General features: G+C 56.0%; 22 protein-coding genes and 1 pseudogene. 17 read left to right on the plus strand and 6 right to left on the minus strand.

The features are described 5' to 3' along the window. The first annotated feature begins 198 nt into the window (after positions 1 to 198). Positions 199 to 1,683, plus strand: coding sequence for a hypothetical protein (locus tag HS105_12895; protein MBE7517483.1), 1,485 nt, complete (start codon positions 199 to 201; stop codon positions 1,681 to 1,683). A 217-nt stretch (positions 1,684 to 1,900) separates the two neighbouring features. Here the strand turns inward: HS105_12895 and HS105_12900 are convergent, their stop codons facing one another. Next, on the minus strand, positions 1,901 to 3,262 hold the full coding sequence (locus tag HS105_12900; protein ID MBE7517484.1) for a tetratricopeptide repeat protein: 1,362 nt from the start codon (positions 3,260 to 3,262) through the stop codon (positions 1,901 to 1,903). A gap of 213 nt (positions 3,263 to 3,475) precedes the next feature. Here HS105_12900 and HS105_12905 point away from each other — a divergent pair. Both HS105_12905 and HS105_12910 read left to right on the plus strand, forming a co-directional pair. Further along, positions 3,476 to 4,003 (plus strand): annotated as a pseudogene (locus HS105_12905) (DUF488 domain-containing protein). A gap of 18 nt (positions 4,004 to 4,021) precedes the next feature. Continuing rightward, positions 4,022 to 4,246: a DUF2945 domain-containing protein gene (locus HS105_12910; protein ID MBE7517485.1), complete on the plus strand. Its 225-nt coding sequence runs from the start codon at positions 4,022 to 4,024 to the stop codon at positions 4,244 to 4,246. 9 nt (positions 4,247 to 4,255) lie between these two features. Here the strand turns inward: HS105_12910 and HS105_12915 are convergent, their stop codons facing one another. Then, positions 4,256 to 6,484 (minus strand): NADP-dependent isocitrate dehydrogenase, encoded by a 2,229-nt coding sequence (locus HS105_12915; protein ID MBE7517486.1) that lies wholly within the window; start codon positions 6,482 to 6,484, stop codon positions 4,256 to 4,258. Between the two features lie 49 nt (positions 6,485 to 6,533). Next, positions 6,534 to 6,785: a hypothetical protein gene (locus HS105_12920; protein ID MBE7517487.1), complete on the minus strand. Its 252-nt coding sequence runs from the start codon at positions 6,783 to 6,785 to the stop codon at positions 6,534 to 6,536. Between HS105_12920 and purE the strand changes: the two genes are divergently transcribed. The 7 genes from purE to larA all read left to right on the plus strand — a co-directional run bounded on the left by purE (position 6,786) and on the right by larA (position 13,441). Then, on the plus strand, positions 6,786 to 7,289 hold the full coding sequence (gene purE / locus HS105_12925; GenBank protein MBE7517488.1) for a 5-(carboxyamino)imidazole ribonucleotide mutase: 504 nt from the start codon (positions 6,786 to 6,788) through the stop codon (positions 7,287 to 7,289). Then, positions 7,289 to 8,428: a 5-(carboxyamino)imidazole ribonucleotide synthase gene (locus tag HS105_12930; GenBank protein MBE7517489.1), complete on the plus strand. Its 1,140-nt coding sequence runs from the start codon at positions 7,289 to 7,291 to the stop codon at positions 8,426 to 8,428. Before purE ends, HS105_12930 begins: the two co-directional genes overlap by 1 nt. Before the next feature lie 40 nt (positions 8,429 to 8,468). Next, complete coding sequence (locus HS105_12935) at positions 8,469 to 8,966, plus strand: GAF domain-containing protein (protein ID MBE7517490.1); 498 nt, start codon at positions 8,469 to 8,471, stop codon at positions 8,964 to 8,966. A 1-nt stretch (position 8,967) separates the two neighbouring features. Next, positions 8,968 to 9,996 (plus strand): TerC family protein, encoded by a 1,029-nt coding sequence (locus HS105_12940; GenBank protein MBE7517491.1) that lies wholly within the window; start codon positions 8,968 to 8,970, stop codon positions 9,994 to 9,996. Between the two features lie 8 nt (positions 9,997 to 10,004). Further along, on the plus strand, positions 10,005 to 11,243 hold the full coding sequence (locus HS105_12945) for a FecR domain-containing protein (protein ID MBE7517492.1): 1,239 nt from the start codon (positions 10,005 to 10,007) through the stop codon (positions 11,241 to 11,243). Positions 11,244 to 11,345: 102 nt separating this feature from the next. Continuing rightward, positions 11,346 to 12,197 carry a cation transporter gene (locus HS105_12950; GenBank protein MBE7517493.1) on the plus strand — a complete coding sequence of 284 codons (852 nt, stop codon included), beginning with the start codon at positions 11,346 to 11,348 and terminating at the stop codon, positions 12,195 to 12,197. After that, positions 12,197 to 13,441 carry a nickel-dependent lactate racemase gene (gene larA / locus HS105_12955; protein ID MBE7517494.1) on the plus strand — a complete coding sequence of 415 codons (1,245 nt, stop codon included), beginning with the start codon at positions 12,197 to 12,199 and terminating at the stop codon, positions 13,439 to 13,441. The genes HS105_12950 and larA overlap by 1 nt, the downstream gene beginning before the upstream one ends. On the opposite strand, the gene HS105_12960 is transcribed toward larA, so the two are convergent. Further along, positions 13,434 to 13,958: a hypothetical protein gene (locus HS105_12960; GenBank protein MBE7517495.1), complete on the minus strand. Its 525-nt coding sequence runs from the start codon at positions 13,956 to 13,958 to the stop codon at positions 13,434 to 13,436. The genes larA and HS105_12960 overlap by 8 nt on opposite strands. Positions 13,959 to 14,145: 187 nt before the next feature. Between HS105_12960 and HS105_12965 the strand changes: the two genes are divergently transcribed. The 5 genes from HS105_12965 (at position 14,146) to HS105_12985 (ending at position 20,331) form a co-directional block, all read left to right on the plus strand. After that, positions 14,146 to 16,143, plus strand: a complete 1,998-nt coding sequence (locus HS105_12965) for a DUF1800 domain-containing protein (protein MBE7517496.1) — start codon at positions 14,146 to 14,148, stop codon at positions 16,141 to 16,143. A 140-nt stretch (positions 16,144 to 16,283) separates the two neighbouring features. Further along, positions 16,284 to 17,129 (plus strand): NAD-dependent epimerase/dehydratase family protein, encoded by an 846-nt coding sequence (locus tag HS105_12970; GenBank protein ID MBE7517497.1) that lies wholly within the window; start codon positions 16,284 to 16,286, stop codon positions 17,127 to 17,129. Between the two features lie 9 nt (positions 17,130 to 17,138). Beyond that, on the plus strand, positions 17,139 to 17,975 hold the full coding sequence (locus HS105_12975; GenBank protein ID MBE7517498.1) for an ABC transporter permease: 837 nt from the start codon (positions 17,139 to 17,141) through the stop codon (positions 17,973 to 17,975). Positions 17,976 to 18,073: 98 nt separating this feature from the next. Beyond that, positions 18,074 to 19,189, plus strand: coding sequence for an ATP-binding cassette domain-containing protein (locus tag HS105_12980; protein ID MBE7517499.1), 1,116 nt, complete (start codon positions 18,074 to 18,076; stop codon positions 19,187 to 19,189). A gap of 14 nt (positions 19,190 to 19,203) precedes the next feature. Beyond that, a complete protein-coding gene (locus HS105_12985; GenBank protein ID MBE7517500.1) occupies positions 19,204 to 20,331 on the plus strand; it encodes a glycosyltransferase family 4 protein in 1,128 nt (375 codons plus the stop codon). Here the strand turns inward: HS105_12985 and HS105_12990 are convergent. Next, entirely contained in the window at positions 20,285 to 21,010 is a 726-nt protein-coding gene (locus tag HS105_12990) for a rhomboid family intramembrane serine protease (protein MBE7517501.1), read from the minus strand. The genes HS105_12985 and HS105_12990 overlap by 47 nt on opposite strands. Positions 21,011 to 21,025: 15 nt before the next feature. Then, entirely contained in the window at positions 21,026 to 22,429 is a 1,404-nt protein-coding gene (locus HS105_12995; GenBank protein MBE7517502.1) for a dicarboxylate/amino acid:cation symporter, read from the minus strand. 87 nt (positions 22,430 to 22,516) lie between these two features. On the opposite strand from HS105_12995, the gene HS105_13000 reads away from it, so the two are divergent. Next, positions 22,517 to 23,941 (plus strand): FAD-binding protein, encoded by a 1,425-nt coding sequence (locus HS105_13000; GenBank protein ID MBE7517503.1) that lies wholly within the window; start codon positions 22,517 to 22,519, stop codon positions 23,939 to 23,941. Continuing rightward, positions 23,938 to 24,447, plus strand: a complete 510-nt coding sequence (locus HS105_13005) for a histidine phosphatase family protein (protein MBE7517504.1) — start codon at positions 23,938 to 23,940, stop codon at positions 24,445 to 24,447. The genes HS105_13000 and HS105_13005 overlap by 4 nt, the downstream gene beginning before the upstream one ends. The last annotated feature ends 3 nt before the right edge of the window (positions 24,448 to 24,450 follow it).

Consider the following 24,450-nt stretch of genomic DNA (forward strand, 5'->3'; position numbering starts at 1 on the left):
AAATCTCTCATAGCCGCTCGCGATTTTGATGCCGATCGCGGCGGCGCCGCCAATTGGCGTTTTTGCAGGACTCGTTAGCATTTTGTATAATCGTTTTGGAAACACCAGCGGGTTTAGGTGAACGTACACAGTGAACGTGCACTTACAATAGGTTTGGCTGCTGAGCTGCCTCAGCTTAGAACCGGGCCTCTCACAAATATGAAAAAAAAGAGTGTAGATCGAAGGAGTTTCTTGCGGCGAACGGCTGCGGGAGTTGCGGGCCTGGGATTAGCGGCATCAGTCGATGCCGGTACCGCAACAGCAAGCGGCCGAAGTGACAAAACGGATGCCCCCCAAGCAACGCTCGAACATTCCGAGTTAGGAGGACTCGGAGCGGACGACCATCTACAGTATTTGACCGATCTACGCGGTGATGACCGCTATTATCGAAAAGAAGAAGTGTCAACTGCACTTGACACCAAGATCGATACATCGCAAATAGATCAGCCGAACGGAGTGGCGGGCCTCGACAGTAACGGCAAGGTCGATCCCGGAAGGATAGCTACCCTGACATCTCCAAAGAATGGAGATTCCCTTCGATACCGCGACGGCGCAATAGTGAACGTCTCCGAGACCTACCGCAGACTTGATATTGAGTTTGGCGTAGTTCCGGACGGCGTTACCGACAATACACCGGCTATCCAAAACGCTCTCAACGCTCTTAGGGAATCGAGCGGCGGAACCCTTGTCTTCCCGAACGGGATCACTAAGATCATGGGATCTACCGCGCTCAATCTGCACGGAAGCCGAGGGGCGGTCAGGATGTTAGGGTCAGGCGGCGATTCGGTCGTTCACATTGCCGGAGCAACGCCTGAGCAGCTTCCGGAAACGGTTTTTTATATTATAAACGGGCCAAGTCTAAGGGTTGAAGGATTGACATTTATCGGAACTCCCGGTGCTAATGTTTACGATTTTAAGAAGGCGGTGTTTTTCTGCAATGAGATCGATCGCGCAGTGTTTAAGGACTGCAATTTCATCGGCCTTTCCGTGCGTGCTTCAGAGGCGACGAGCTTGAACAAGTTTTGCGGGATCATTGTGGGCCGCCGGACAAATCTTTTTGTCGATGGCTGTCTGTTTGGCGGATGTGCAACTTATCAATGTCCAAATGTAGGTGCTTGGGAGTGGTTCGGCTTAACTGTGCAGGATTCACAGTTCATCGATTTCGGTTACTTTAGGGATCAAACTATCATAAAGACCGGCGGCACGATCAACACCAGTTGGATCAGGGCTTTCATGCCGCTACCGGCCAATCAAGCTTTTCACCGAAACAAGATCCATATTACACGGTCGAGCTTTGACGAGGGTTGTTATAATGCTATCTATCTTAACGGTGCTCAATGGGTAGAGTTGAATAACATTGCGATCAACGGCGGCGTGGAGGCTGCAGTGCTGCTGCGAAATATTACGAATGCGACCATTAAGGACTCGCTGATCGGGCATATTAATACTCAGTACGGGGTTTCCGCTATTGACTGCAATGTCGTCCAATTGGATAATCTTTTGCTAACCGGCAATGTGAAATATGTTCTTGTTAGAGGCACGACCCGGAGGCTGATCTCGAACTTTTCGAATCTGCCGGGAGGCGCGGAGTCGGAAACAGGAATTATTAACGGTTCGGGTGCTACCGTGGACATAATAACCTAGACAACTCAAACCACTCCGGCGTTCTTCGCCAAAACTGCGGAGCCGCTAGTTTTAGAATTCAAACTCACCGGAAAGGCAGAGCCTTTGCTCACATCGAGATTTACAGCCGCCGAAAAATACCAAACGGGCAGTGCAGCCGGCAAGCGGCTTTGATCGAACGGTCGGGGCGTTCGGGTCGGAGCGGGCCGATAGTTTTCGCGGGCTCGGCCCATCGGTGCTACTTAGGGCAGCTGAGGGTGGCGTTGGCACCGAGCGAGTTGGCCGTCTTCAGGTCGGCGATGGCCTCCTGCGGCAAACCTTGCTTGCAGTACGCCAAGGCCCGCATCAAATACGCCCGGAGATACTTCGGCGAGAGTGAGATCACCTTGGTCATATCTTCGATGGTGCGGTCGTATTGCATAAGTGAGTTGTACGTCCAGCCGCGGTTGAAGTATGTGTCAGCGTTCGAAGGGTCGAGCCGGAGCGCGGCACTGAAGTCTTCGATGGCGCTGCGTGGAAACTCGCGCATACTCAGCGTGCCGCGGTTGAAGTAAGCGACCGACGTGTTGTATTTTAGCTCGATCGCGTTTGTAAAATCGGCCCGGGCGGGCGCTGTCATCTCTGCTTTATCATATGCGAGTGCTCGTTTGAAGTACGCCTCACCGCTGCTTGGCGCCAGCGTTACCGCGGCATCGTACTCCTTTATGGCTTCAAGATACTTGCCCTGTTCACCCAGGTCGTCGCCGCGCTTTATATGATCGGCCGCGGTCGAGAGCAATGCGCGGGCGGGCGGCTTCACGGCAGGTTTTTGAACGGCCGGTTTTGCGGGCTGTGAGACAGTCGCCGGCGCCGCCGCATCGCCGACGAACGAAAGCAGCGTGGTGCGGAGCATTGCCGCAAGAGCTTGCTTTTCATTATCAGTGTAGCTTGTGCGGCCGCCTAGAGCCTGCAGGTTTTTAATATTGTCGAGGAATGCCGCGGGAACGTCCGCGGGCCTCTTTTGCGGATCAAAACCTTCTGTGAGCGACGCGAGCTTCTTGTTTATATCTGCGACATATTTGTCGTTGTTCGGGAGCTTGTACCAGTTGATCAAAGAGGCGCCGAACTCGCCAAGAGCCATACCCGCTTTGAATTTCCACTGCTCGGCCGGGTCGTTCTTCGGCTCCTCGGGGCGTCCCGATTTGAGCGATTCGAGCATCGAGCTGATGCCTGTGTACTTGCCGGTCCACTTCTGCACGACGAATTCCTGTATCGCCTTGCTTTCCGCCTCGGTCGGGTCGCCCCAGTCCGTGGCCGAATTCTGATTGCGGGCGACTATCGCCTTAAGTACGGGGTCGAGTTCCGGATCGTAAAGATTCAGCACCAGGCGGTCGATGTTGATGCGTATCGTTTCGAGCTTTGCGATGCCGAGCTGCGTAATACCCTTCAAATTCCAGCCGTAATATCCCATAACGAAAGGCTTTACGGCCTCGCTGCGTCGGCGCCCGCCGGGCGAGGTGTCCCCGGTGATATCCGCGACCTTCTGTCCCAGTGCGCCGCCGCCGTCATCGAGCGGCTTCCCGAGTGTGACCTTGCCCTGTGCGGCTGCACTAAACGGCATAAGTACCAAAGACAAAGCAGCAACGACGACAGCGACGGATATTCTTACGTTACGGTTCCTCATTTTAATCTTTGATGTCCTCATCCGCGGATGCGGGCGTGAAAAACGATCCTATAAGGACTGTCAATATCGTACAACACTTCGATAGTCTGCGGCAGTATTTATGCCCGCAGCTTGGCACACGGCAACGTGCAGCGTAGTGTTAGAAATGCGATGGCACACAAGGCTCTCAACGGCATCACAGTATGGACGATCGGACACTCGACCCGCACGATAGGCGAGTTCGTCGCGCTATTGGCGGCGAATAAGATCGAGCTGCTAGCTGATATCCGCCGTCACGCAGGCTCGCGGAAATTCCCGCAGTTCAACCCCGAAGCCCTTGCCGCATCACTTGCCGATGCAGCCATCGGTTACGCGCGGATAGAAGAGCTTGGCGGCCGCCGTAAGTTCCACGCCGATTCGCACAACACGGCTTGGCGAAACGCGTCGTTCAGAGCGTACGCCGACCACACTGAAACGGAAGAATTCCGCATTGGCATCGCAAAGCTTGCCGACCTTGCCGCACAGCAGCCTACCGCGATAATGTGCGCCGAGGCCGTTTGGTGGCGTTGCCATCGCTCGCTAGTCGCCGACCTTTTGAAGGCAAAAGGAGCGAGAGTGTTGCATATTTTGAGCGAAACGAATGTGCGTGAGCACCCTTTTACATCGGCCGCAACGGTCGTCGGCGATACGGTCAGTTATCGCGGGAATATGAACAATATGTCAGAAAAAGATAAGAGCTTTGCGATCGGCGACCACGTTGCGTGGAACTCAGAGGCGGGGCAGGTCTCCGGCACGATCATAAAGATCCACAATGCGGACTTCGACTACAAAGGCCACACGCATCGCGCAAGCCCCGACAGCCCGCAGTACGAGATCAAAAGCGACAAGACCGACCACATCGCGGCCCATCGCGGCGATGTTTTGACCAAGATCGAGGACTGACGGCCCGCTTTACGGAAGCTTCATTCCGTCAATGATGGAATTCAAGGCTGCGGAAGGCCGCATCGCTGCATATGTCCGCTCGGCGTCAGGATGGTAATAGCCGCCGATGTCCTGCGGTTTGCCTTGTGCCGCGATCAGTTCGCCGCCGATCTTGGCCTCATTCTCCTTCATCGCTGCAGCGACCGGGGCGAACTGTGCCGCAAGCTCGGTGTCGGCGGTCTGTTCCGCAAGGCTTTCGGCCCAATACATCGCGAGATAGAAATGTGAGCCGCGATTGTCGATCCCGCCGACCTTTCGCGCCGGCGAACGGTCGTTCTCGAGGAATTTTGCATTTGCCGCATCCAAGGCGTCAGCCAATACTTGTGCCTTCGCATTGCCTTGCGTTTGGGCGAGGTGTTCGAGGCTCGCCTGAAGGGCAAGAAATTCGCCCAGAGAATCCCAACGCAGGTAGCCTTCATCCAAAAACTGCTCGATGTGCTTCGGCGCCGAACCTCCCGCACCCGTCTCAAAAAGTCCGCCGCCATTCATCAGCGGCACGATCGAGAGCATCTTTGCGGATGTGCCCAACTCAAGGATCGGGAAAAGGTCTGTCAGGTAGTCGCGCAGCACATTACCCGAGACCGAGATCGTGTCCTTGCCTTCGCGGGCGCGTTTCAGCGTTTCAAGCATCGCATCGCGGACATCCATGATGCGGATATCGAGCCCGTCAGTATCGTGTTCCTTGAGGTGTTCCTCGACCTTTTTTATTATCTGCGCGTCGTGTGCACGGCCCTTATCGAGCCAAAATATCGCGGCCGTATCTGAGAGCCTCGCCCGATTTACGGCGAGCTTTACCCAATCGCGTATCGGCGCATCCTTGGTCTGGCACATCCTGAAGATATCGCCGGCGTTCACTTTTTGTTCGAGCAGAGTGTTCCCATTCTCGTCCTCGACCTTTACCGTGCCGGCGCCCGAAAGCTGAAAGGTCTTGTCATGCGAGCCGTATTCTTCGGCCTTTTGTGCCATGAGGCCGACATTCGGGACAGAGCCGAAAGTGCGCGGGTCGATCGCTCCGTTCTGTTTCATATCCTGAATGACCGCATCGTAAAAGCCGGCATATGTGCGGTCGGGAATGATGCAGACCGTATCTTCCTCTATGCCGTCCTTATTCCACATCTTGCCGCCGCCGCGAATAAGGGCTGCCATCGAGGCGTCGATGATCACGTCCGACGAGACGTGAAAATTTGTAATGCCGTTGTCGGAATTGACCATCGCAAGCCGCGGCCCTTGCTCGATCGTGCGGGCGATGTCGGCCCTGATCTCGGCCTCTTGTGCATGGCCCGAGATCTTTTCGAACAGAGTGGCGAGGCCGAATTTCGGATCGATCTCAAGCTCGGCGAAGGTCTCTTTGTATTTGTCGAAAACGTCTTTGAAGTATGTCTCAACGATGGCACCGAAGATGATCGGGTCCGAGACCTTCATCATCGTCGCCTTCAAGTGTGCGGAAAGCAGTACGTCCTTTGCTTTTGCCTCGGCCATCGCCGTTTTGACAAAAGACCTGAGTGCGGCGATATCCATTACCGATGTGTCGATGACCTCGCCGGCCTTCAGCGGTGCAAGATCTTTCAGCACTTTTTCAGTACCATCGGCCCCGTAGAATACGATCCTGAAATTTCCTTCGGCCGCGGCCGTCGTCGAATTCTCAGATCCGTAGAAATCGCCGGAGGTCATATGCGCGACCGAGGTCTTCGATTCAGAACTCCACGCACCCATTCGATGCGGATGAGCTTTCGCGTAATTCTTTACCGCCTTTGGCGCTCGCCTGTCGGAATTGCCTTCTCTGAGAACCGGATTAACGGCGCTGCCGAGGACGCGAGCGTACTTTTTGTTGACGGCGATCTCTTCGTCGGTTTTAGGTTCGGCGGGATAATTCGGTACGGCGAAACCCTGCTTTTGAAGCTCGGCGATGGCCTCTTCCAATTGCGGTACTGACGCAGAGATATTAGGCAGTTTTATGATGTTCGCTTCCGGCTTGGTCGCAAGTACGCCCAATTCGCTCAAAGCATCGCTTGTTCGTTGGCCGTCCTTCAGGCACTCGGGGAAATTAGCGAGAATTCGCCCTGCCAGCGAAATATCGGGCACCTCGACCTCAATATCGGCCCTCTGCGTGAATGCCTTAAGGATCGGCAGGAACGAATGTGTGGCGAGCATCGGTGCCTCGTCGGTCAGCGTGTAATAGATCTTTGATTTGTCAGTCATTTATGTGTGTTGTGCCTGCGAATGTATGGATCCGAACTCGGCATTTACATTATTTTAGGTTGCCAAGGCCAAAACGTGAAATTTGCAAACCGATATATGCCGAAGCGGACGAAAAGCCGCTTTCTGCCCGCGAACGGCCAAGGGTACGACCCGGAACGCCAACGACATTTCGATTCTCAACATAATGCAACGCCAGACCGCCATTTTTGAGCGGAAAGCGTTCTAATAACGTGTACCGCTCGATATGCCAAAGCAAAGCCGACTTTTGCTGTAAGGCGTACTCTGATAAATTTAATCGCATATGGCGGCGAAAAAAGCAGCAAAAACACTTGTTTCGATCATAATGGGCAGCAAGAGCGACTGGCCGACGATGGAGCAGGCAGCGCTTATGCTCGATGAATTCGGCGTTGCGTACGAGACGAAGATAGTATCGGCGCATCGGACGCCGGACCTGCTGTTCGACTTCGCAAAGGCGGCGGAAGGCCGCGGCATCGAGGTGATCATTGCCGGTGCCGGCGGTGCGGCACATCTGCCGGGAATGTGTGCTTCGCAAACGGTAGTGCCTGTGCTCGGCGTTCCCGTCGAAAGCCGTGCGCTCAAGGGCCTCGACTCCCTTCTCTCGATCGCACAAATGCCCGCCGGCGTTCCCGTAGGTACGCTCGCGATCGGTCAGGCAGGCGCGAAGAACGCCGCACTTCTTGCCGTCGCTATACTCGCAAATTCACGCCCGGACCTTCGCAAGAAACTACATAGTTTTCGCTCAAAGCAGACAAGAGCCGTACTTAAGACAAAGCCGGCCAAATAATGCTATCGAAACCGCCAAATTCGACGATCGGCATCTTCGGCAGCGGCCAACTCGGCCGTATGTTCGCTATTGAGGCTGCAAAATTGGGCTATCGCGTGCATACGTTCTCACCGGGCCGCGACACCTCAACAGGGCAGGTGTGCGGGCTTGAGACCGCGGCATCGTACGACGATCTTTTCGAAGTACGGACCTTTGCTCAGAGCGTGGATGTCGTTACGTTCGAGTTCGAGAATGTGCCGTCGGCAACGATCGAGGCGGCGGCGGAGTTCGTACCGGTGCATCCGCGCGGCGAGATACTGCACACCACGCAGAACCGCCTTCGCGAGAAGACGTTCCTTGCGGAGAACGGCTTTCCGCTTGCGGAATTTCGACCGATACGCACGGCTGAGGATCTTTACAAAGCCTGCGAAGAATTGGGCTTTCCGGCGGTGCTCAAGACGGCGGGTTTCGGCTATGACGGCAAAGGCCAGGCACGGATCAATGCCCGCAGTGAGATCGAGGCCGCATTTGACGCACTAGACGGCCGCGATTCTGTGCTTGAGCAGTTCATCACGTTCGAAAAGGAAGTCTCGGTTGTTTGTGTACGCGCTCAGGCGGGCGAATTCGCTCACTACGGCGTTATCGAGAACGACCATTCGAACCACATCCTCGATGTATCGCAAGCTCCCGCAAATGTCGATCCTGAGGTCTCAAAACAAGCGATCGAGATCGCGCAGGCGATCGGCGAGGCATTCGATTACGTTGGCACTTATTGTGTCGAATTCTTTCTCGCGCCGGACGGGCGATTGCTTGTCAACGAGATCGCACCGAGGCCGCATAATTCCGGGCATCTGACGTTCGACGCGTGCGTAACTTCGCAATTCGAGCAGCAGGTGCGCGCGGTGTGCGGCCTGCCGCTCGGATCGACCGAATATTTCCGGCCGGCGGCGATGGCAAATCTGCTTGGCGGCCTTTGGGCGAACGGCGAGCCGAATTGGACGGCAGCTCTCAAAGATCCTGCGGTCAAACTCCACCTATACGGCAAATCCGATCCTCGACCCGGCAGAAAAATGGGACATTTGACAGCTCTCGGCAACACCGCCGGCGAAGCCCGCCAAAAGGTGCTTGCCGCCAGAGAGCGTCTAACGGCCGGCGAATGATCTACTTATCCGCACGGCTTTTCTGCTAAACTCAAAAGCTGTGGCCGAATCACTCGTTTTCACAGAAGGTGCGGGCCGCGACGTCATATACGACGAGATAATGCCGCAGATCGAAGCGTTGGTTGAAGGTGAGGCCGACCTGACGGCAAACTTGGCGAATATTGCGGCCGCTTTGAAGCTGGCGTTCGAATTTTTTTGGGTCGGCTTCTATTTCGCAAAGGGCGACACGCTTGTGCTCGGGCCGTTCCAAGGGCCGCCGGCGTGTACGCGTATCGGCATTGGCAAGGGCGTTTGCGGCTATGCATTCTCAATGCGCGAAACAACGATCGTCGCTGATGTCGATGCGTTCCCGGGCCATATTGCGTGTGCGTCGGAGTCGCGTTCCGAGATCGTGGTGCCGATATTTCGTACCGGCGAGGCGGCAGGTGTGCTTGATGTTGACAGTGCTCGGCTTGATGATTTTACGAATGTTGACGCCGAGGGCCTCGAGCGTGTCGCGCAAATAGTTGAGCGGCTCCTTGCCTTGCAGGCTGTTTAAGATGAATCCTATCGAATATCCGTTTTGGGTCTGGGCAGTGTTCTTCGGCGTTGTTCTGTTCGCCCTTTTTGTTGATATCGGCATCGTCAACCGCCGGCCGCATGCGCCGAGCCAAAAGGAAACGATCGTTTGGAGCATCATTTGGGTCTCACTCGCGTCTCTGTTCGGGCTGTTCGTCCTTTACCAATTCGGCAATTTTAAGGCGAAGGAATACTTTACCGGCTATCTGATCGAATTATCGCTTTCGATCGACAATTTGTTCGTCTTCCTGCTCATCTTCCGGTACTTTGACGTGCCGAAAAAATATCAGCATCGCGTGCTCTTTTGGGGTATTTTCATGGCCCTTGTGCTGCGCCTTGTGATGATATTTGCCGGTGCGGGGCTTGTCGAGAGTTTTCATTGGCTGCTGTACGTATTCGGTGCTTTCCTTGTTTACACGGGCATCAAGATGTTCGGGGAGGATGATGTTTTCGAGCCGCACGAAAGCGCCCTCGTGAGGCTGACCACAAAGTTCGTGCGCATCTCGCATGACTATGACGGCGAGGCCTTTTTAATAACACTTGACGGCAAACGGACGGGTACGCTGCTGCTGCTTGTGCTTGTGGTGATAAACGTAGCGGACATCGTTTTTGCGATCGACTCGATCCCTGCCATATTCGGCATCACAACCGACCGTTTCATCATTTATACATCCAATATTTTTGCCATTCTCGGACTGCGGACGTTCTTTTTCCTGCTGGCGGATATGGCGGACCGCTTTCATTTCCTGAAGTACGGACTCGCTTTTGTACTTTCATTCATCGGTATTAAGATGCTTTTGCCGCTTGTCGGCGACGTCCTGGTGATCCTTTCCGGCGGCAGCAGCAATTCACCGATAGGAAGGTTTATCGAACGCTATGCCAATGGCGAGTTCGATCATGCGATGATCAATATCTCACTGGCTGTCGTCGGCGGTGTGATCGCATTATCGGTGATACTGTCGCTTTTGTTTCCGCGAAAGGATGATGCGGACGCTGAAGAGGCCGAGTGATCTTGTAGATGGACGATAATAAGTATCGCAAGTTTTATCTTGAGTGGTGGAACATCCGCAGGAGCACGATCTATGCGGGCATCGCTCTGGTGATACTTGTTGTCGTCATAGTCATCGGGCTTCGGTACGCTCAGAATCACAACTGGTTCCGTGCCGTTCAGGACACCGAGGCACCGGCGGACTCGGCCCGCATCATCTCATTCGAAGGCGAGGTCAGGATAACGCGTGCAGCGACGCGGGAGACGATACTCGTCACGCGGGAGACGTATGTTACCGCGGGCGATACTGTGCAGACCCAAGCGGACGGCCGTGCGAAGATACAAATGATCGACGGCTCGATCTATACGGTCAGGCCTAACAGCACTGTCGTTGTACGAGATACTACAACGCTTTTTGGCGGCAGGAATGTCCGTGTGCGGGTTGACGGCGGCCAACTTAATGTTCGAACCGAAGAGCAGCCGGAAGACACGAGCAATATTGTCGAACTTGGCGAGAGCGAGAACCGCCTCGGTCCGAAAACGGATGCGAGCTTCAGTGCCGACGGAACTGACGGCGGCGAGATCCGTGTAAGCCGCGGCGGCATCGAGACAACCGTGGGCGGCGAGACGACAAAGATCGACGAGAACACATACGCGACGGTCAACGGCGGCAAATTGTCGGGCCGTGAAAAGCTTCTTGCACCGCCGCGTCCAATTTCGCCGGCAAATTCCATGCAGATCGTCGATAGCGGCGGCGGCGTGAGTGCGGCTTTCGCATGGCAGGACCCGGACGGCTCGAAGGCGATCGACTTCTACCTTCAGGTAGCGCGTTCTCCGACGTTCGCAGCGGACTCACTTCTGGTAGATCGCAGCGGAATGACCTCGCGCGACTTTCGGCTCTCGGGTTTGGCTCCGGGCACGTATTATTGGCGGCTGAAAGCAACGGGCAGGTCGGGCCAGATGACGAATTGGAATGATGCGTGGCGATTCACCGTGGTTCGCGGCGGCAGCGGAGGCTCGGCGATCGAGGCCTCTGATTGGGCAGCCGAATCGCTCGGCGGCGGCGTCTATATGATAAGCGGCCGCACGCTGCCCGGAATGGCGGTTCGGAGCGTCGGCCGCGAGACATTTTCGGCGGCGGACGGCACCTTCCGCATACAGGTCTCATCGCGATCTACGGAAGCCGTTGTTGAGATAGGCGATGATCGCGGCAACCGCGGCTCATTCGTCATCTCGCTTAGAAGCGGCAAAATGCTGCGGCGCTATTAACGCGGAGGTTCGGCAATCGTACACGTTCATCAGGCAAAAGGCAACGAAAACAGCACGCGGAAGAAGCGGCTTACTGCCGCGCTCGCGCTGACGGCGCTTTATATGTTGATCGAGGCGGTCGGCGGCTGGCTCGTCAATTCGCTGGCGCTCATCGCCGATGCGGGCCACATGCTTACGGATGTTGCGGCGATGTCGCTTACCCTTGTCTCATTCTGGTTCGCAGCACGTCCTGCTACCGCACAAAAGACCTTCGGCTATTACCGTTCCGAGATACTTGCCGCGTTCATAAACGGCATCGCGCTCGTGCTCATCTCGATCTGGGTGATATATGAAGCGGTACTGCGTTGGCGCTCACCGCAGGATGTGCAGGGACGCGAGATGACCTACATTGCCATCGGCGGGCTTGTGATAAATATCATCTCCGCGCGGCTTTTGCACGGCGACCACGAGAATGACCTCAACATCCGCGGCGCATACCTTCATGTCATCGGCGATCTGCTCGGCTCGGTCGCGGCTATCGTTGCCGGCGTTTTTGTTTATTACATGGGTTGGGCCTGGGCGGATGCGGCCGCAAGTATCGCCATCAGCATTATCATAATCCGGGGTGCGTGGCGGCTTGTGGCCGACTCGGTCAACATACTGCTCGAGGGGACGCCGCGCGGCCTCGACCTTTCGCTTGTTGAATCGACGATACGATCCGTCGATGGCGTTACGGGCGTACACGACCTTCACGTGTGGACTATCTCATCGGGCATCGACGCTCTCTCAGCACATATCAGCCACGACCGCTCCGCCGAACAAACCGCTCTGCTCGGCATCGTCCGCTCGCGGCTGCATGACGCCTTTGACATCGATCATCTCACGATACAAATGGAGGCCGAGGGCCTAGAGACCGAGGCGATCTACGTTTGCGGCACGGGGACGAAATGCTTCAAGGCAGCCGAGTGTAAATAATGGTGGAGCAGATCAAGCTCAAGTACGGGCACGCCTCCGTCGATCTTCAATACGAGGCGGGTCAATTCGAGGTACTAAGCATCCCCGCCGAAACACTTCCGCTGACGGATGCCGAGATAAATGCCGCATACGATGCCCCGACAGCGGCTCCTGAGATCGAGGATATCGCACACGGTGATGAGACCGTGCTTCTCGTTGTTCCGGATGCGACACGGCAAAGCGGCAGTGCCCAGACCGTAACGCTTCTCGTTCAGCGTCTCATCGCAGGCGGCACGGCACCCGGCAACATCCGCATAATATTCGCGACCGGGATCCATCGCAAAGTAACTCAGCAGGAAAAGAATGAGCTGCTGACGCCTTTTATCGCGCAGCGTATAAGGCTTCTCGATCACGATGCGTTCGATGCGGCAAAAGTGATCTCATTCGGCAAGGTTGACGGCATCGCGGTCGAGCTTTCGCGTGCCCTGCTCGATGCCGACAAAGTTATTTTGGTCGGCGGTGTTACATTCCACTATTTTGCTGGCTTTACAGGCGGCCGCAAGCTGATCTGCCCCGGACTTGCGTCAGCCGAGACGATTCGAGCAACGCACGCACTCGCGTTTGACTGTGTAACGCATTCACGGCGCGAAGGCGTCGGCACCGCGATGCTTGCGGGCAATGCCGTTCACCGGGCGTTCGTCGAAGCCGCGTCGCTGGCTGAGCCTGCGTTCGGCGTAAATGCGATCGTTGACGGTGCGGGTTATGTAACCGGCGTATTTTGCGGAGATTGGTATCTGTCGCATGAGGCGGCGTGCAAAGCGTACGAGCGCTCGCGCACCGTTGAGATAAGCGAGAAGCGGCCGCTGGTCATTGCAAGCTGCGGCGGATATCCGTACGACGTGAACCTGATACAGGCGCACAAGGCTCTCGATGCAGCGTCGCACGCTTGCGTGGACGGCGGCCAGATCATATTACTTGCCGAGTGTGCCGACGGGCTTGGCCGTTCCGACTTCTTAAAGTGGTTCGAGCAGCCGCATGCGGACCGCATTGCAGATCGGCTTTGCCGCGAATACGAGGTCAACGGCCAGACGGCGTGGAGCCTTCTGAAAAAAGCAGAGCGGTTCAATGTGCGGCTGATGAGCGGCCTTGATGACGCGAACGTGCGTAAAATGCGTATGTCGCCGATAAAAAGCCTCGCTCACTTTGGCAGTGAACGAGGCTTCATCATTCCGTCGGGAGCGTCGGTACGTGTCCGGGTTACTTGAGTGCAAAAGTTCGTGCGATCGAATCGGTCTGGTTCTGTATCGACAGCAAGGATGCCTTTTGGCCCGTGAACCGCAGCGAATAGACGGCAGTGTCGCCTGATCGCAGATAATAGAAGCGGCCGCTCATCGCGCGTCCGTCCTTCAGGAATTCGAAATTATAGACCATGCCGCGGAGCTTGCCGGCAAAATTCTCCTCTTTACCTGCTACATAGCCGCGCATGAACTGGAGTTTTGATTCTTCCGAGCCGTGGATAAGCTCGCCGATCAGCTCATTCTTGCCGATATCGAGCTTGCGTATCTCAAGGTGGCCTTTTGTACGGTCGCCGTAAACGTATTCGACGTTGGGGCTTGTTGGCGACGGCTTGATGGTCATTCGCCATTTATCGTCAGGCAAAGTGAACGTATAGTCGGCGTTCGCGTCGCTGAAGACCTCCTGTGCCGATGCCGCAACGGCGCCGAGCAGTACGAACGCACAAATACTCAACAGTAAAAGGGTCTTTCGATCAGATATCGTCATCGTTTTAACCGTAACAGTGATTTTAGCCCAATTCGGCGGTCCATTGCCAGACCTTTGATGATAATGCGGCACAAGCTGTTGTCCCAATAGGGCGTGCGGCCTTTTATGTTGTTTCGTCCAATCGTCCGCGCAGTGCGTCTAATGTTCGGTAAGAAAGAAACCTGCGTGCATCTTTGAGGTTTGAGATATGAGATATAGCAACATTTTTAAGCAGACGGCAGTACATTTGCTGATAACCGCACTGTTGGTGCCGATATTCGTTATCGGCGGAAGGGCCGAAACGCCAAAAAGCCTGACCGAAGATCAGAAGATACTTCACGTGCTGAACAGACTCGGCTTCGGGCCGCGGCCGGGCGACCTTGAAAAGGTGCGGGCTATGGGCTTGCAGAAGTACATCGACCGGCAGCTTGATCCGTCATCGATCGACGACAGCACCGCCGAAAATAAGGTCAAAGGGCTTGATATATTCTCGATGACCACCGCACAGCTCTTCGCCAAATATCCAAGCCCGGCAGCTCTGCTGCGTGCTTTGGGTGTGGAAGCCCAACCGCAGCAGCAGGCTCCGCCGCCCGCGAACGCCGCCGCGCCGCAAACCGATGCCCCTGCTGCACCGCCTGCGGATGTACAGGCTTCTGACAATGAAAGGAAGATGCGGCAGGATAGGCTCAAAGAGGTCTATGCTAAATACGATCTCGAACCTGCAGCGCGTTTAATGCCCGAGATCGTCGCCAACCGTGTACTTCAAGCGGCCTATTCGGAACGCCAGCTTCAGGAGGTGATGGTCGATTTTTGGGCCAATCATTTCAACGTATTTTCGGGCAAAGGACCGCTGCGCTGGTACATACCGAGTTTTGAACGCGATGTGATACGCAAGAATGCCCTCGGCAATTTTCGTGATCTTCTTGTCGGCACGGCGATGCACCCTGCGATGCTGTTCTATCTTGATAATTTCCAATCCGTTTCACCGAATGATCAGAAGCCGAAGAATAATGAGCCGCGCCGCATCATGATGCGGACGATGCGCGACCCGGCGATGCGGCCGATGACACCGAACGGCCGCGTAAGACGCGACCTCGGCATCAATGATCCTCTGCTCAACCGAAGAGCGATGCAGGACCTGCCAAAGCAGAACTTGCCGACGGCACCCAAGAAGCAGCAGAATCGCCGCGGCATTAATGAGAACTACGCACGCGAGTTAATGGAGCTGCATACGCTCGGGGTTGACGGCGGATACACGCAGCAGGACATTATCGAGGTGGCAAAGTGCTTTACCGGCTGGACGATCGCTGACCCCAGAGGCGACCGCAAACTTGCGGCACTTGCGATAAAGGGAATGGACAACGAGCAGTTGGAGAAGCTTCGACGCCGCGCAGGCGTGCCGGATGATATCGACAGCGGCGAGTTCTACTTCAATTCGCGTGCACACGAAGGCGGAACAAAGACCGTGCTTGGCCAAAAGATCGATGAAGGCGGAATGAAGGACGGCTTAAAGGTCATCGACATACTTGTCAGCAGCCCTGCTACGGCACGCTTTATTGCCCGTAAACTCGCTGTCCGGTTTGTGAGCGACAACCCGAGCGATGCGCTCGTTCAGCGTGTGGCGGATGCTTTCCATAACTCAAAGGGCGATATCAAAACAACTCTTCGAGCGATCTTCAGCGATAAGGAATTCTTCGCACCTGAGAACTACCGGGCAAAGATCAAGACGCCGTTCGAACTTGCCGTAAGCTCGATCCGTGCGATCGGCGCCGATACGGACGGCGGCCCACAGATGTTCGCAATGCTAAGAAAACTCGGCGAAGTGCCTTACGGCTATCAGGCTCCGACCGGTTATCCCGACACGGCGGAGGAATGGGTCAATACCGGTGCACTGCTCGAACGGCTCAACTATGCGATCGCCCTTTCCGGAGGCCAGATCCGCGGTACACGCGTCGATCTGAGTCACTTTGAGGGTAAGACGCCCGAAGCAACGCTTACAAATGTGATCGACGGCGTTCTCAACGGCGAGATCTCCGCTGCGACGCGGGCATCGTTAGAGAAGCAGCTTAAAGAGCCGATAAGCCCCGCAAATGTTCCCGTTTCAGGGCAGAAGCCGGCGACGCGCCCGCTCGCGCCAAAAGGCGACCCCGATGTCTTTCGAGCTGTCAGCCTAGTGCTCGGGTCGCCCGAGTTCCAACGGCAGTAGCTTGTTGAAACCTTCAGCGTAAGGTTTGCCGCCGCGCGTTTATGTGCGGCGGCGTTTTTTGTACACTATTCAGCTTGAACGCCGCTAAAGAAAATCGAATAAGCATCGTCGGGGCAACATCTCCGCTCGGCATTGATCTAATGCGTGTTCTTGCCGACGGCGGCAATGAGATCGTTGCGCTGCACCGAGACCCGGCGAGGCTTCCGGGCCTTTTTCGAGGACGCCCGAACATCGAACTTCTCCGGCACGATCTGGCGCACGATGTGCCTGCTGCTGTCGAAGGAACGGTCATCTGGCTCGCTCATCTCGACCAAGGCAGGTTCAACGAACGGGAAACCGAGGTGAACCTCGCCGCGATCGAACGCTTTTTCGAACACAGCCGAAATGTTCTGCGCGTTATCTTCGTCTCAAGCGGCGGCTCGGTTTACGGGCCGGCGGAGAGTTTCCCTATCGACGAGGATGCGAGGCTAATGCCTCTTTCGTCGTACGGCAAAGCAAAGGCGGCGATCGAACGGCGCCTTGCCGAATTGGCCGCCGAACGAGGCTTCGGCCTCGCGATCCTGCGGCCGGGCAATATCTACGGCTTTTCAGACCCGAATCATGACGTAAAGGGCGTAGTTGCTGCCGCGGTCGATTCGCTAGCGAACGCCGCGCCTTTTACGCTTATCGGTGAAGGCCGAACCATTCGCGACCTGATCCACATTGATGATGTTGTGAGGGCCGTTGCCGCCGCTATCGAGAGCGAGCGGCAGAACATCATCTGGAATATCGCTACCGGAAAAGGCACGGCCGTTTCCGATGTGATAACGAAAGTTGAGGCGGCTGCAGGCCGGAAGATAACAAACATCCGGCACATCGAGAATTTCTCATCCGATGTCGATGCGAACATCCTTTCGATCCGCCGCGCGGCCACGCAGTCGGGGTGGCGGCCGCTCATTGCGCTTGATGACGGCATTGAGCGCACAGTTTCCGAACATCTTGTATAATCACGAACTATGTCCGAACGAATGACAGGGCCGACCTTTGTAAAGATCGGGGCACGCCGCGCGCTGCTCGGCGCCGAGCTGTCAGAGCTTTGGCGGTATCGCGAGCTGCTCTATTTCCTCGCGTGGCGTGACGTAAAGATCCGCTACAAGCAGACGCTGATCGGCGTCGCGTGGGTCGTGCTCCAGCCGATCATCACCGTCGCGATATTCACCGTCTTGTTCGCCCGTGTCGGCGCGATCGATACGGGAGTAATCGCATATCCGGTCTTTGCATTTGCAGGTCTGCTCGTATGGCTCTTTACGCATACTGCTGTAACGGCCGCGGGTGCGGGCTTTCTGACGAATACAAATCTCGTTACGAAGGTATATTTCCCGCGGGTTATCGTGCCGCTTGCGGCAACGCTTGCCGCGCTTTTCGACGTGCTGTTCATCGCGGTGCTGTTCGCGGGTTTTATGGTGTATTACGGCGTCATTCCCACGGCGGCGATCGTTCTTGCACCTGTTTTCTTTCTGCTTGCATTCATTCTGGCCGCCGCCGCCGGCATTCTTCTGTCGGCACTGACGGTGAAATACCGCGATGTGAAATTCGCACTTCCTTTTGCGCTTCAGGTCTGGATGATAGCTTCGCCGGTCTTTTACCCCGCAGCTATCGTTTCGGAAAAATGGAGGCTTTGGTTCGGCATAAATCCGCTGACGGGCATCATCGAAGGTTTTCGCAGCTCGCTCTTCGGCACGCCGTTCGACTGGCCTCTGATAGCCGTCTCGTGCATTTCGCTGCTCGTTATCTGCAGCGTTTCGCTGCTCGTGTTCACAAATATGGAGGATGAACTCGCCGACGTCATCTGACCTCGGCTGAACTGCCCGTGACCGCGATACGTGTGAACAATCTTTCAAAGCGCTACACGCTCGGCGGCGTGCGGCACAACTCGCTCCGTGATGCTTTGATGGGGATCTTTTCGCGCAAGGGTGCGGGCGGCGAGACGATACTTGCGCTTGACGATGTGAGCTTCGAGCTTGCCGAGGGCGAAACGCTCGGCGTTATCGGCCGCAACGGTGCGGGCAAATCAACGCTGTTGAAGATACTCTCGCGAATTACGCGGCCGACATCGGGAACCGCCGAGATACGCGGCCGCGTAGGCTCGCTGCTCGAGGTCGGCACGGGCTTTCATAATGAGCTTTCGGGCCGCGAGAACATCTATCTGAACGGCGTCATACTCGGTATGCGGCGCAGCGAGATCGACCGCAAATTTGACGAGATCGTTGAGTTCTCGGGCGTCGAACGCTTTCTCGACACACCCGTAAAGCATTACTCGAGCGGTATGTATATGCGGCTCGCGTTCTCGGTGGCGGCTCATCTTGAGCCCGAAGTGCTGATCGTTGATGAGGTCCTTGCGGTCGGCGACATCGAGTTTCAGGCAAAGTGCCTCGGCAAGATGGATGAGGTCAGCCGCTCGGGCCGAACGGTGCTTTTTGTCAGCCACAACCTCGGCAGCCTTGCTCAGATATGCCGCCGCGGGCTTGTGCTTGAAAAAGGCCGCATCGTTACGCTCACCGATATTCACGATGCGACGGCCGAGTACCTGAAGCTCGCACGCTCGGCAAAGCAGTTCGCGCTTGAGGCCGCGACCGACGCCCCGATGCAGATCTACGAGGCCGCTATCGTCAACTCCGAAGGCCTTGTTACATCCGAGATCGGGCACGAGAGCGAATTCTTTCTCGAATTCTCGGTGCGTGTCGCCGAGATCGAACGCGGTGCGATGTTCTGCATCGCGGTGCTGAATAAGTACCGCCGCCGTGTTTTCACGGTGCATCAGCAGCTTGCCGAACTTCTGCCGCGTGAGAAGGGCGACTTCGGCCTGCGCTTCCGTATTCCGGGCGAATTTCTCGCGCCGAACGACTATTCGTTCTTGATTCAGATCTTTTTACCGAGCGGCGAAGTGCGGCAGGAACTTTTTGACATCTGTCCGTTCGTTATCATAGACACGGGCTCGGAGCTTGCGGCCTACCGCGACTTCGGATATGTGCAGTTCAAGGCCGATTGGCAGGTCGAGGAGCATTGAACCGGCGGCTGAATATGAGCATCGAACGCATCCTATTGATAGGCCATAACGGAACGCGTACCGGCGCTCCGGCGGTGCTGCTGAACCTCGCAAAGTGGCTTGCCCGCAGCCATCCGGAAATATCGATCGACATCCTGCTGATGACGGGCGGGCCGCTCGCGGACGAGTACCGGAAATACGGCGATGTTCACGCGATGTACGATGCGGGCGAAGGCATCGGTGCAAAGATCAAGCGGCGTTTGACCTCAAGCTTGCCGCACTTCAAGCGGCGATACGACATCGTGCTGGGAAATACGATCGTCACGCTTGCTTTGCTCGACCGGTTCAAGGAGCGCGGGTTTACGACCGCCGCATGGCTTCACGAACTCGACAGCATCATCCGCTCGTGCTGCGCGCCCGAGGAATTCAAGAGGCTTATCGAGCGGCAGGATGCAGTGATCGTGCCGTCGGCGGTTTTTAGCGATATGTTCCGGCGTTTCGACATAGATGTTGAGCCGGCGATAGCGCACGACTTCATCGTTAATGACGGAGCGCCGGATACGGTGCCGTTCACGCATACTGAGCTGGGCGTACCCGAGGGAAGCTTTATCGCGGCAGCGGCAGGTACGGTCGAGTGGCGAAAGGGCACCGACCTTTTCCTGCAGATCGCAAAGATCGTTCTTGAGCGCCGCAAAGACGTGCGGTTCATTTGGGTCGGTGCGGATACGGGCGATGAGAAAGACCGTGAGCGGATAGAATATGACGCGGCAAGAATGGGCTTCGGCGACAGTGTGAAGTTCATACCCGCAACGCCCGAATATCGGCGGATAGTAGCCGCCGCGGATGTCTTCACGCTCACTTCGCGTGAGGATCCCTGCCCGCTTGTCGCGCTTGATGCCGCCGATCTGGCAAAGCCGGTGATCTGTTTTGAAGGTGCCGGAGCCGCCGCCGAGCTTGTCGCGGACGGTGCCGGTACTGCGGTACCGTACGGTTCGGCAGAACGCTTTGCCGAGGCGATCCTGAGCTACCGTGAAGACCGCGGCAAGCTGCGTGCGGCTGGTATTGCCGCAAAGGCGAAGGTAACCGATGTCTTCACCGCCGATGCGTCGTGCAGCATCATCTTTGATACGATCTCGAACGCCGCCCGAGGGCGAATATCTTGACTAGCAAAAGCCCTGCGACAAAGCCGCCGATGTGTGCCGCATACGCGACTCCGCCCGAGTCTGACGGTGTAAAATAGCCGAGCACGACCTGATACAGTATCCAGATGCCGATCGCGACGAACGCCGGGACGTTCATGATCACATTGAAAACGAGCGCTTTGACCGAGCGTTTCGGGAACATAAGCAAATAGCCGGCGAGCACACCTGAGATCGCACCTGAAGCGCCAAGCATCGGGATGACCGAGTTCGGGTCGAGTGCCATTTGAGCACCTGCGGCCGCAAATCCGCACACGAGATAAAAGAACAGATAGCGAAAATGGCCGAGCAGGTCTTCGAGATTGTCGCCGAAAATGAACAGGAACAGCATATTACCCGCAAGGTGCATGATGCTGCCATGCATGAACATTGACGAAAGAAAGTTGAAATAGACCGGCAGCGGTGTCGGATACTGAGGTATCTCGCCGAGCATACGGCCGGTGGCATCCGTAATACGAATAGCACTTTGAAGGTCGATACCCGTAACGATCTCGCGCGGGACGAGCGAAAATGCGTAAGTGAACGCATCATTACCGCCGAGCCGCTGGAATATCAGAAAAACAAGTACATTCAGCCCGATTATCGTGTAATTGACGACCGGCTGTGTCCTGCGATCGCTGTTATCGTCGCCCAAAGGAAACATATCTCGATGTGTTTTCTAGCCTATGCCCGCGTGGTCGCTCGCCCTAAGCAATTCGTAGCCCTCGCTGCGTGCCACATACGTTGCCGCAGTGATGTCGCCGACGACATTCAGCGTGGTCCTGCACATATCCAAGATGCGGTCAACGCCCAAAATGATGGCTATTAATGCCGGGTCGATGCCCAACATAGCAAGTATTCCGATGATGAACGGTATCGAACCCGAAGGCACGCCCGCAGTTCCGATGCCGCCAAGTATCGCCAAATAAACGACCATAAGCTGAACGCCGATCGTGAGGTCGATGCCTGCAAGCTGTGCGATAAAGAGCACCGTTACGCCCTCATAAAGTGCCGTGCCGTTCTGATTCGCCGTAGCGCCGACGGTGAGCACAAAGCTGTTGATATCCTGCGGGACGCCGAGATTTTCCTGCGATACGCGGAGCGCCGTCGGCAGTGTGGCATTGGATGATGAGGTCGAAAATGCGGTTACGATCACTGTCCTGACGCGCCTGAAGAACTCGATCGGATTTATCTTTGACAGCAGCCAAACGGAGAGCGAATAAACGCCGAAGAAATGCAGAGAAAGCCCGATAAGCACCGTTGCCACGAACCATGCCAGCGAACTTAGGAGGTCGAAGCCGAATTGGGCAACATTATTGAACAATAGACACGCGACGGCATACGGCGCGAGCTTCATTATCACGTCGATGATCTTTGACGTTATATCGAATGTCGCCTCCATAAATGAAACGAACGGCGCGGATGTCTTTGCGGGCAATAGTGTTATCGCGATGCCGATCAAAAGTGCAAAGAACATTATGTGGAGCATGTTCGGCGTCGGCGATGAGATGGATGAAAAAGGATTGCTCGGGACGATGGTCTTTACCGCCTGCATCAGCGGCGAATCCGTCTTTGCGGCCTCGGCTGCCTTCTTTTGTGATTCAGCCGCCGTTGTCGCACCGCTCGAGAACTTTGCCTTCAGCTGCTCCTGAACGGCGGGATCCATACGGTTGCCGGGCTTGATGGTGTTCGCAAGCGTCAACCCGATAACGACAGAAATGGCTGAGATCACAAGCGTATATGCGAACGATTTGAGGCCGATGCGGCCCAGCTTTCTGATATCGCCAATGCCCGCAACACCAACAACCAGAGACGAAAAGACGAGCGGTACGACGATCATCAGCAAAAGGCTGAGGAACAGTGTGCCGATCGGCTGCGTAATATTCTCGACCGTCCAGGCGATGGCAGGGCTTGAACCGCCCCACACCTGATTCGCGGCCAATCCCGCGATGACACCTATCGCGAGGCCTATCAGGATCTTCGTATGCAAAGCCATTCCGGGCTTATCATCGGTCTTGTCGTCAAGGTCGGTCGCCATCTCACGCTCGTATTCATCAGGTGGGATCTGTTCGTTTTCCGCCATATATTCTCCGAAAAGGTTTTTTTCAATCAGCGAGAGTGTACCAGAAGCGTTGTTAAAATTACATTTTTGGCGGAATATTAGAAGATCATGTTCAGTTCGATCCATTTCGAATCAACAGGCCGCAAGACGACCAATGCATCAAAGCCCGAGGTGCTTGCCGCACTCAGGGCAATGGTCGGTGAGGATAATGTCGTTGTCGATCCCGAGCGGATCGAGCCATACGGAGCGGATGCCGTCAAGGAGAAATTCCCGCCCGAAGCTGTCGTGTTCCCGGCCACAACTGCCGAGATGGCAGCGATAATGAAACTCGCGAATAAGCATCTTTTCCCTGTAACGGCACGCGGCGGCGGCGTCGGCTATACGGGCGGCGCGGTTCCGATCGACGGCGGCATAGTCATCGGCACCGACCGGATGAACAAGATCATCGAGATAAGCTCCGACGACCTTTACGCGATATGCCAGCCGGGCATACGGACATTTGAACTGCAGCAGGCCGTTGCGGAGCTCGGCTTGCTCTTCGCACCCGACCCTGCGAGCTACAAAGATTCGTTCATCGGCGGCAACATCGCCGAAAATGCGGGCGGCATGCGCACGCCGAAATACGGCGTTACAAAGCATCACGTTCTCGGGCTGGAGGTCGTAACCGCTACCGGCGAAGTGATACGCACCGGCGGCCGCACGGTAAAGAACGTGGTCGGCTTTGACCTTACGGGCCTTATGTGCGGGAGCGAGGGCATGCTCGGCATTATCACCGAAGCCACGCTGAAACTGCTGCCGATGCCAGAGGCGACGGCGACCGTTCGCGCCAATTTCAACTCGATGGAGGCCGCCTGCCGCGTGCTGACAAAGTTCACGCCGCACGGCCTGCTGCCGATGGCGATGGAGGTCATCGACAAATACTGTGTGGCGGCGGTCGAAGAGAGTTTTGCATTCGGGCTGTCGCGTGATGCCGATGCGATCCTGCTTGTGGCCGTTGACGGTTCGCGTGAAGAGGTCGAGAAGAACGCCGCACTCATCGAAGACATCATCGCCGATAACGGCGGCTTTGACGTTATGCGCTCACGGTCAAAGGAAGAGGAGGATCGGCTTTGGGATGTGCGGCGTGCCGTTTCGCCGAGCCTTATGAAATACGGCACGCTCAAGATCAATGAAGATGTCGTAGTACCGCGTTCCAATGTGCCGGAGCTTGTAGCGCGTATCGAGGAGATCGGCCGCCGCAATGATACCTTCGTGGCAAATTTCGGCCACGCGGGCGACGGCAATATCCACGTCAATTTTGTCGTCGAGCGTGAAGACGCCGCGCAGGTCGCGCGTGCGCGAAAATGTGTTGCCGAGACGTTCCTGCTTGCCGTTGAGCTTGGCGGAACCATTTCGGGCGAACACGGCATCGGTTATGTCAAAGCGCCTTATATGTCATACGCGCTCGATGAGGCGACGATCGAAGTAATGAAGGCGATAAAGCGAACGTTCGACCCGAACGGCATACTCAATCCGGGGAAGATGTTCGTATGAGCGGCCGTGCTTTGCTCGTGATCGTTCCCGTTTTCGTCCTGCTGTTCGCGGGTGCGGCCGCCGCACAGAAAAAGACATTCATCCTTGTGCGGCACGCCGAGAAGGACACATCGCCGACCGCCGATAAAAAGGATCCGGAACTGACCGAGGCGGGCCGTGCGAGGGCCGAGCGTCTTCGGCATGTGCTTAAGCGTTACAAACCCGATGAGATATTTGCTTCGGAATTCAAACGTACAAGGGCAACGGCCGAGCCGACCGCGGCGTGGCGCCGGCGGCAAATTCAGGCTTACAACATCGCAGGCCTTAACGAGCTTGCCGAACAGGTGCTTGCATCAAAGGCAAAACGCACACTCATCGTTGGCCACAACACAACGACGCCGGCTCTTGCCAACATCCTCATCGGGTCGCAGCTTTTCAAGGCAATTCCGGATGATGACTACGGAAAGATCTTCATCGTACAGCTGCGTGACGGCAGGCTGAAAAAAGCCGAGATAATTGAATACTGAACG

The sequence above is a fragment of the Chloracidobacterium sp. genome, assembly GCA_015075585.1.
Classification (GTDB): Bacteria; Acidobacteriota; Blastocatellia; order Pyrinomonadales; family Pyrinomonadaceae; genus OLB17.

Bases quoted from the DNA above. Each gene is read 5' to 3' on its own strand.
- HS105_12965 (MBE7517496.1), top strand. From the start codon at position 14,146: ATGAGATATAGCAACATTTTTAAGCAGACGGCAGTACATTTGCTGATA.
- HS105_12915 (MBE7517486.1), bottom strand. From the start codon at position 6,484: ATGACTGACAAATCAAAGATCTATTACACGCTGACCGACGAGGCACCG.
- HS105_12970 (MBE7517497.1), top strand. From the start codon at position 16,284: ATGCGTGTTCTTGCCGACGGCGGCAATGAGATCGTTGCGCTGCACCGA.
- HS105_12920 (MBE7517487.1), bottom strand. From the start codon at position 6,785: ATGCGATTAAATTTATCAGAGTACGCCTTACAGCAAAAGTCGGCTTTG.
- HS105_12945 (MBE7517492.1), top strand. From the start codon at position 10,005: ATGGACGATAATAAGTATCGCAAGTTTTATCTTGAGTGGTGGAACATC.
- HS105_12930 (MBE7517489.1), top strand. From the start codon at position 7,289: ATGCTATCGAAACCGCCAAATTCGACGATCGGCATCTTCGGCAGCGGC.
- HS105_12950 (MBE7517493.1), top strand. From the start codon at position 11,346: ATGTTGATCGAGGCGGTCGGCGGCTGGCTCGTCAATTCGCTGGCGCTC.
- purE (MBE7517488.1), top strand. From the start codon at position 6,786: ATGGCGGCGAAAAAAGCAGCAAAAACACTTGTTTCGATCATAATGGGC.
- HS105_12900 (MBE7517484.1), bottom strand. From the start codon at position 3,262: ATGCCGTTTAGTGCAGCCGCACAGGGCAAGGTCACACTCGGGAAGCCG.
- HS105_12995 (MBE7517502.1), bottom strand. From the start codon at position 22,429: ATGGCGGAAAACGAACAGATCCCACCTGATGAATACGAGCGTGAGATG.
- HS105_12990 (MBE7517501.1), bottom strand. From the start codon at position 21,010: ATGTTTCCTTTGGGCGACGATAACAGCGATCGCAGGACACAGCCGGTC.
- HS105_12910 (MBE7517485.1), top strand. From the start codon at position 4,022: ATGTCAGAAAAAGATAAGAGCTTTGCGATCGGCGACCACGTTGCGTGG.
- HS105_12980 (MBE7517499.1), top strand. From the start codon at position 18,074: ATGGGGATCTTTTCGCGCAAGGGTGCGGGCGGCGAGACGATACTTGCG.
- HS105_12940 (MBE7517491.1), top strand. From the start codon at position 8,968: ATGAATCCTATCGAATATCCGTTTTGGGTCTGGGCAGTGTTCTTCGGC.
- HS105_13000 (MBE7517503.1), top strand. From the start codon at position 22,517: ATGTTCAGTTCGATCCATTTCGAATCAACAGGCCGCAAGACGACCAAT.
- HS105_12960 (MBE7517495.1), bottom strand. From the start codon at position 13,958: ATGACGATATCTGATCGAAAGACCCTTTTACTGTTGAGTATTTGTGCG.
- HS105_12985 (MBE7517500.1), top strand. From the start codon at position 19,204: ATGAGCATCGAACGCATCCTATTGATAGGCCATAACGGAACGCGTACC.
- HS105_13005 (MBE7517504.1), top strand. From the start codon at position 23,938: ATGAGCGGCCGTGCTTTGCTCGTGATCGTTCCCGTTTTCGTCCTGCTG.
- larA (MBE7517494.1), top strand. From the start codon at position 12,197: ATGGTGGAGCAGATCAAGCTCAAGTACGGGCACGCCTCCGTCGATCTT.
- HS105_12895 (MBE7517483.1), top strand. From the start codon at position 199: ATGAAAAAAAAGAGTGTAGATCGAAGGAGTTTCTTGCGGCGAACGGCT.
- HS105_12975 (MBE7517498.1), top strand. From the start codon at position 17,139: ATGTCCGAACGAATGACAGGGCCGACCTTTGTAAAGATCGGGGCACGC.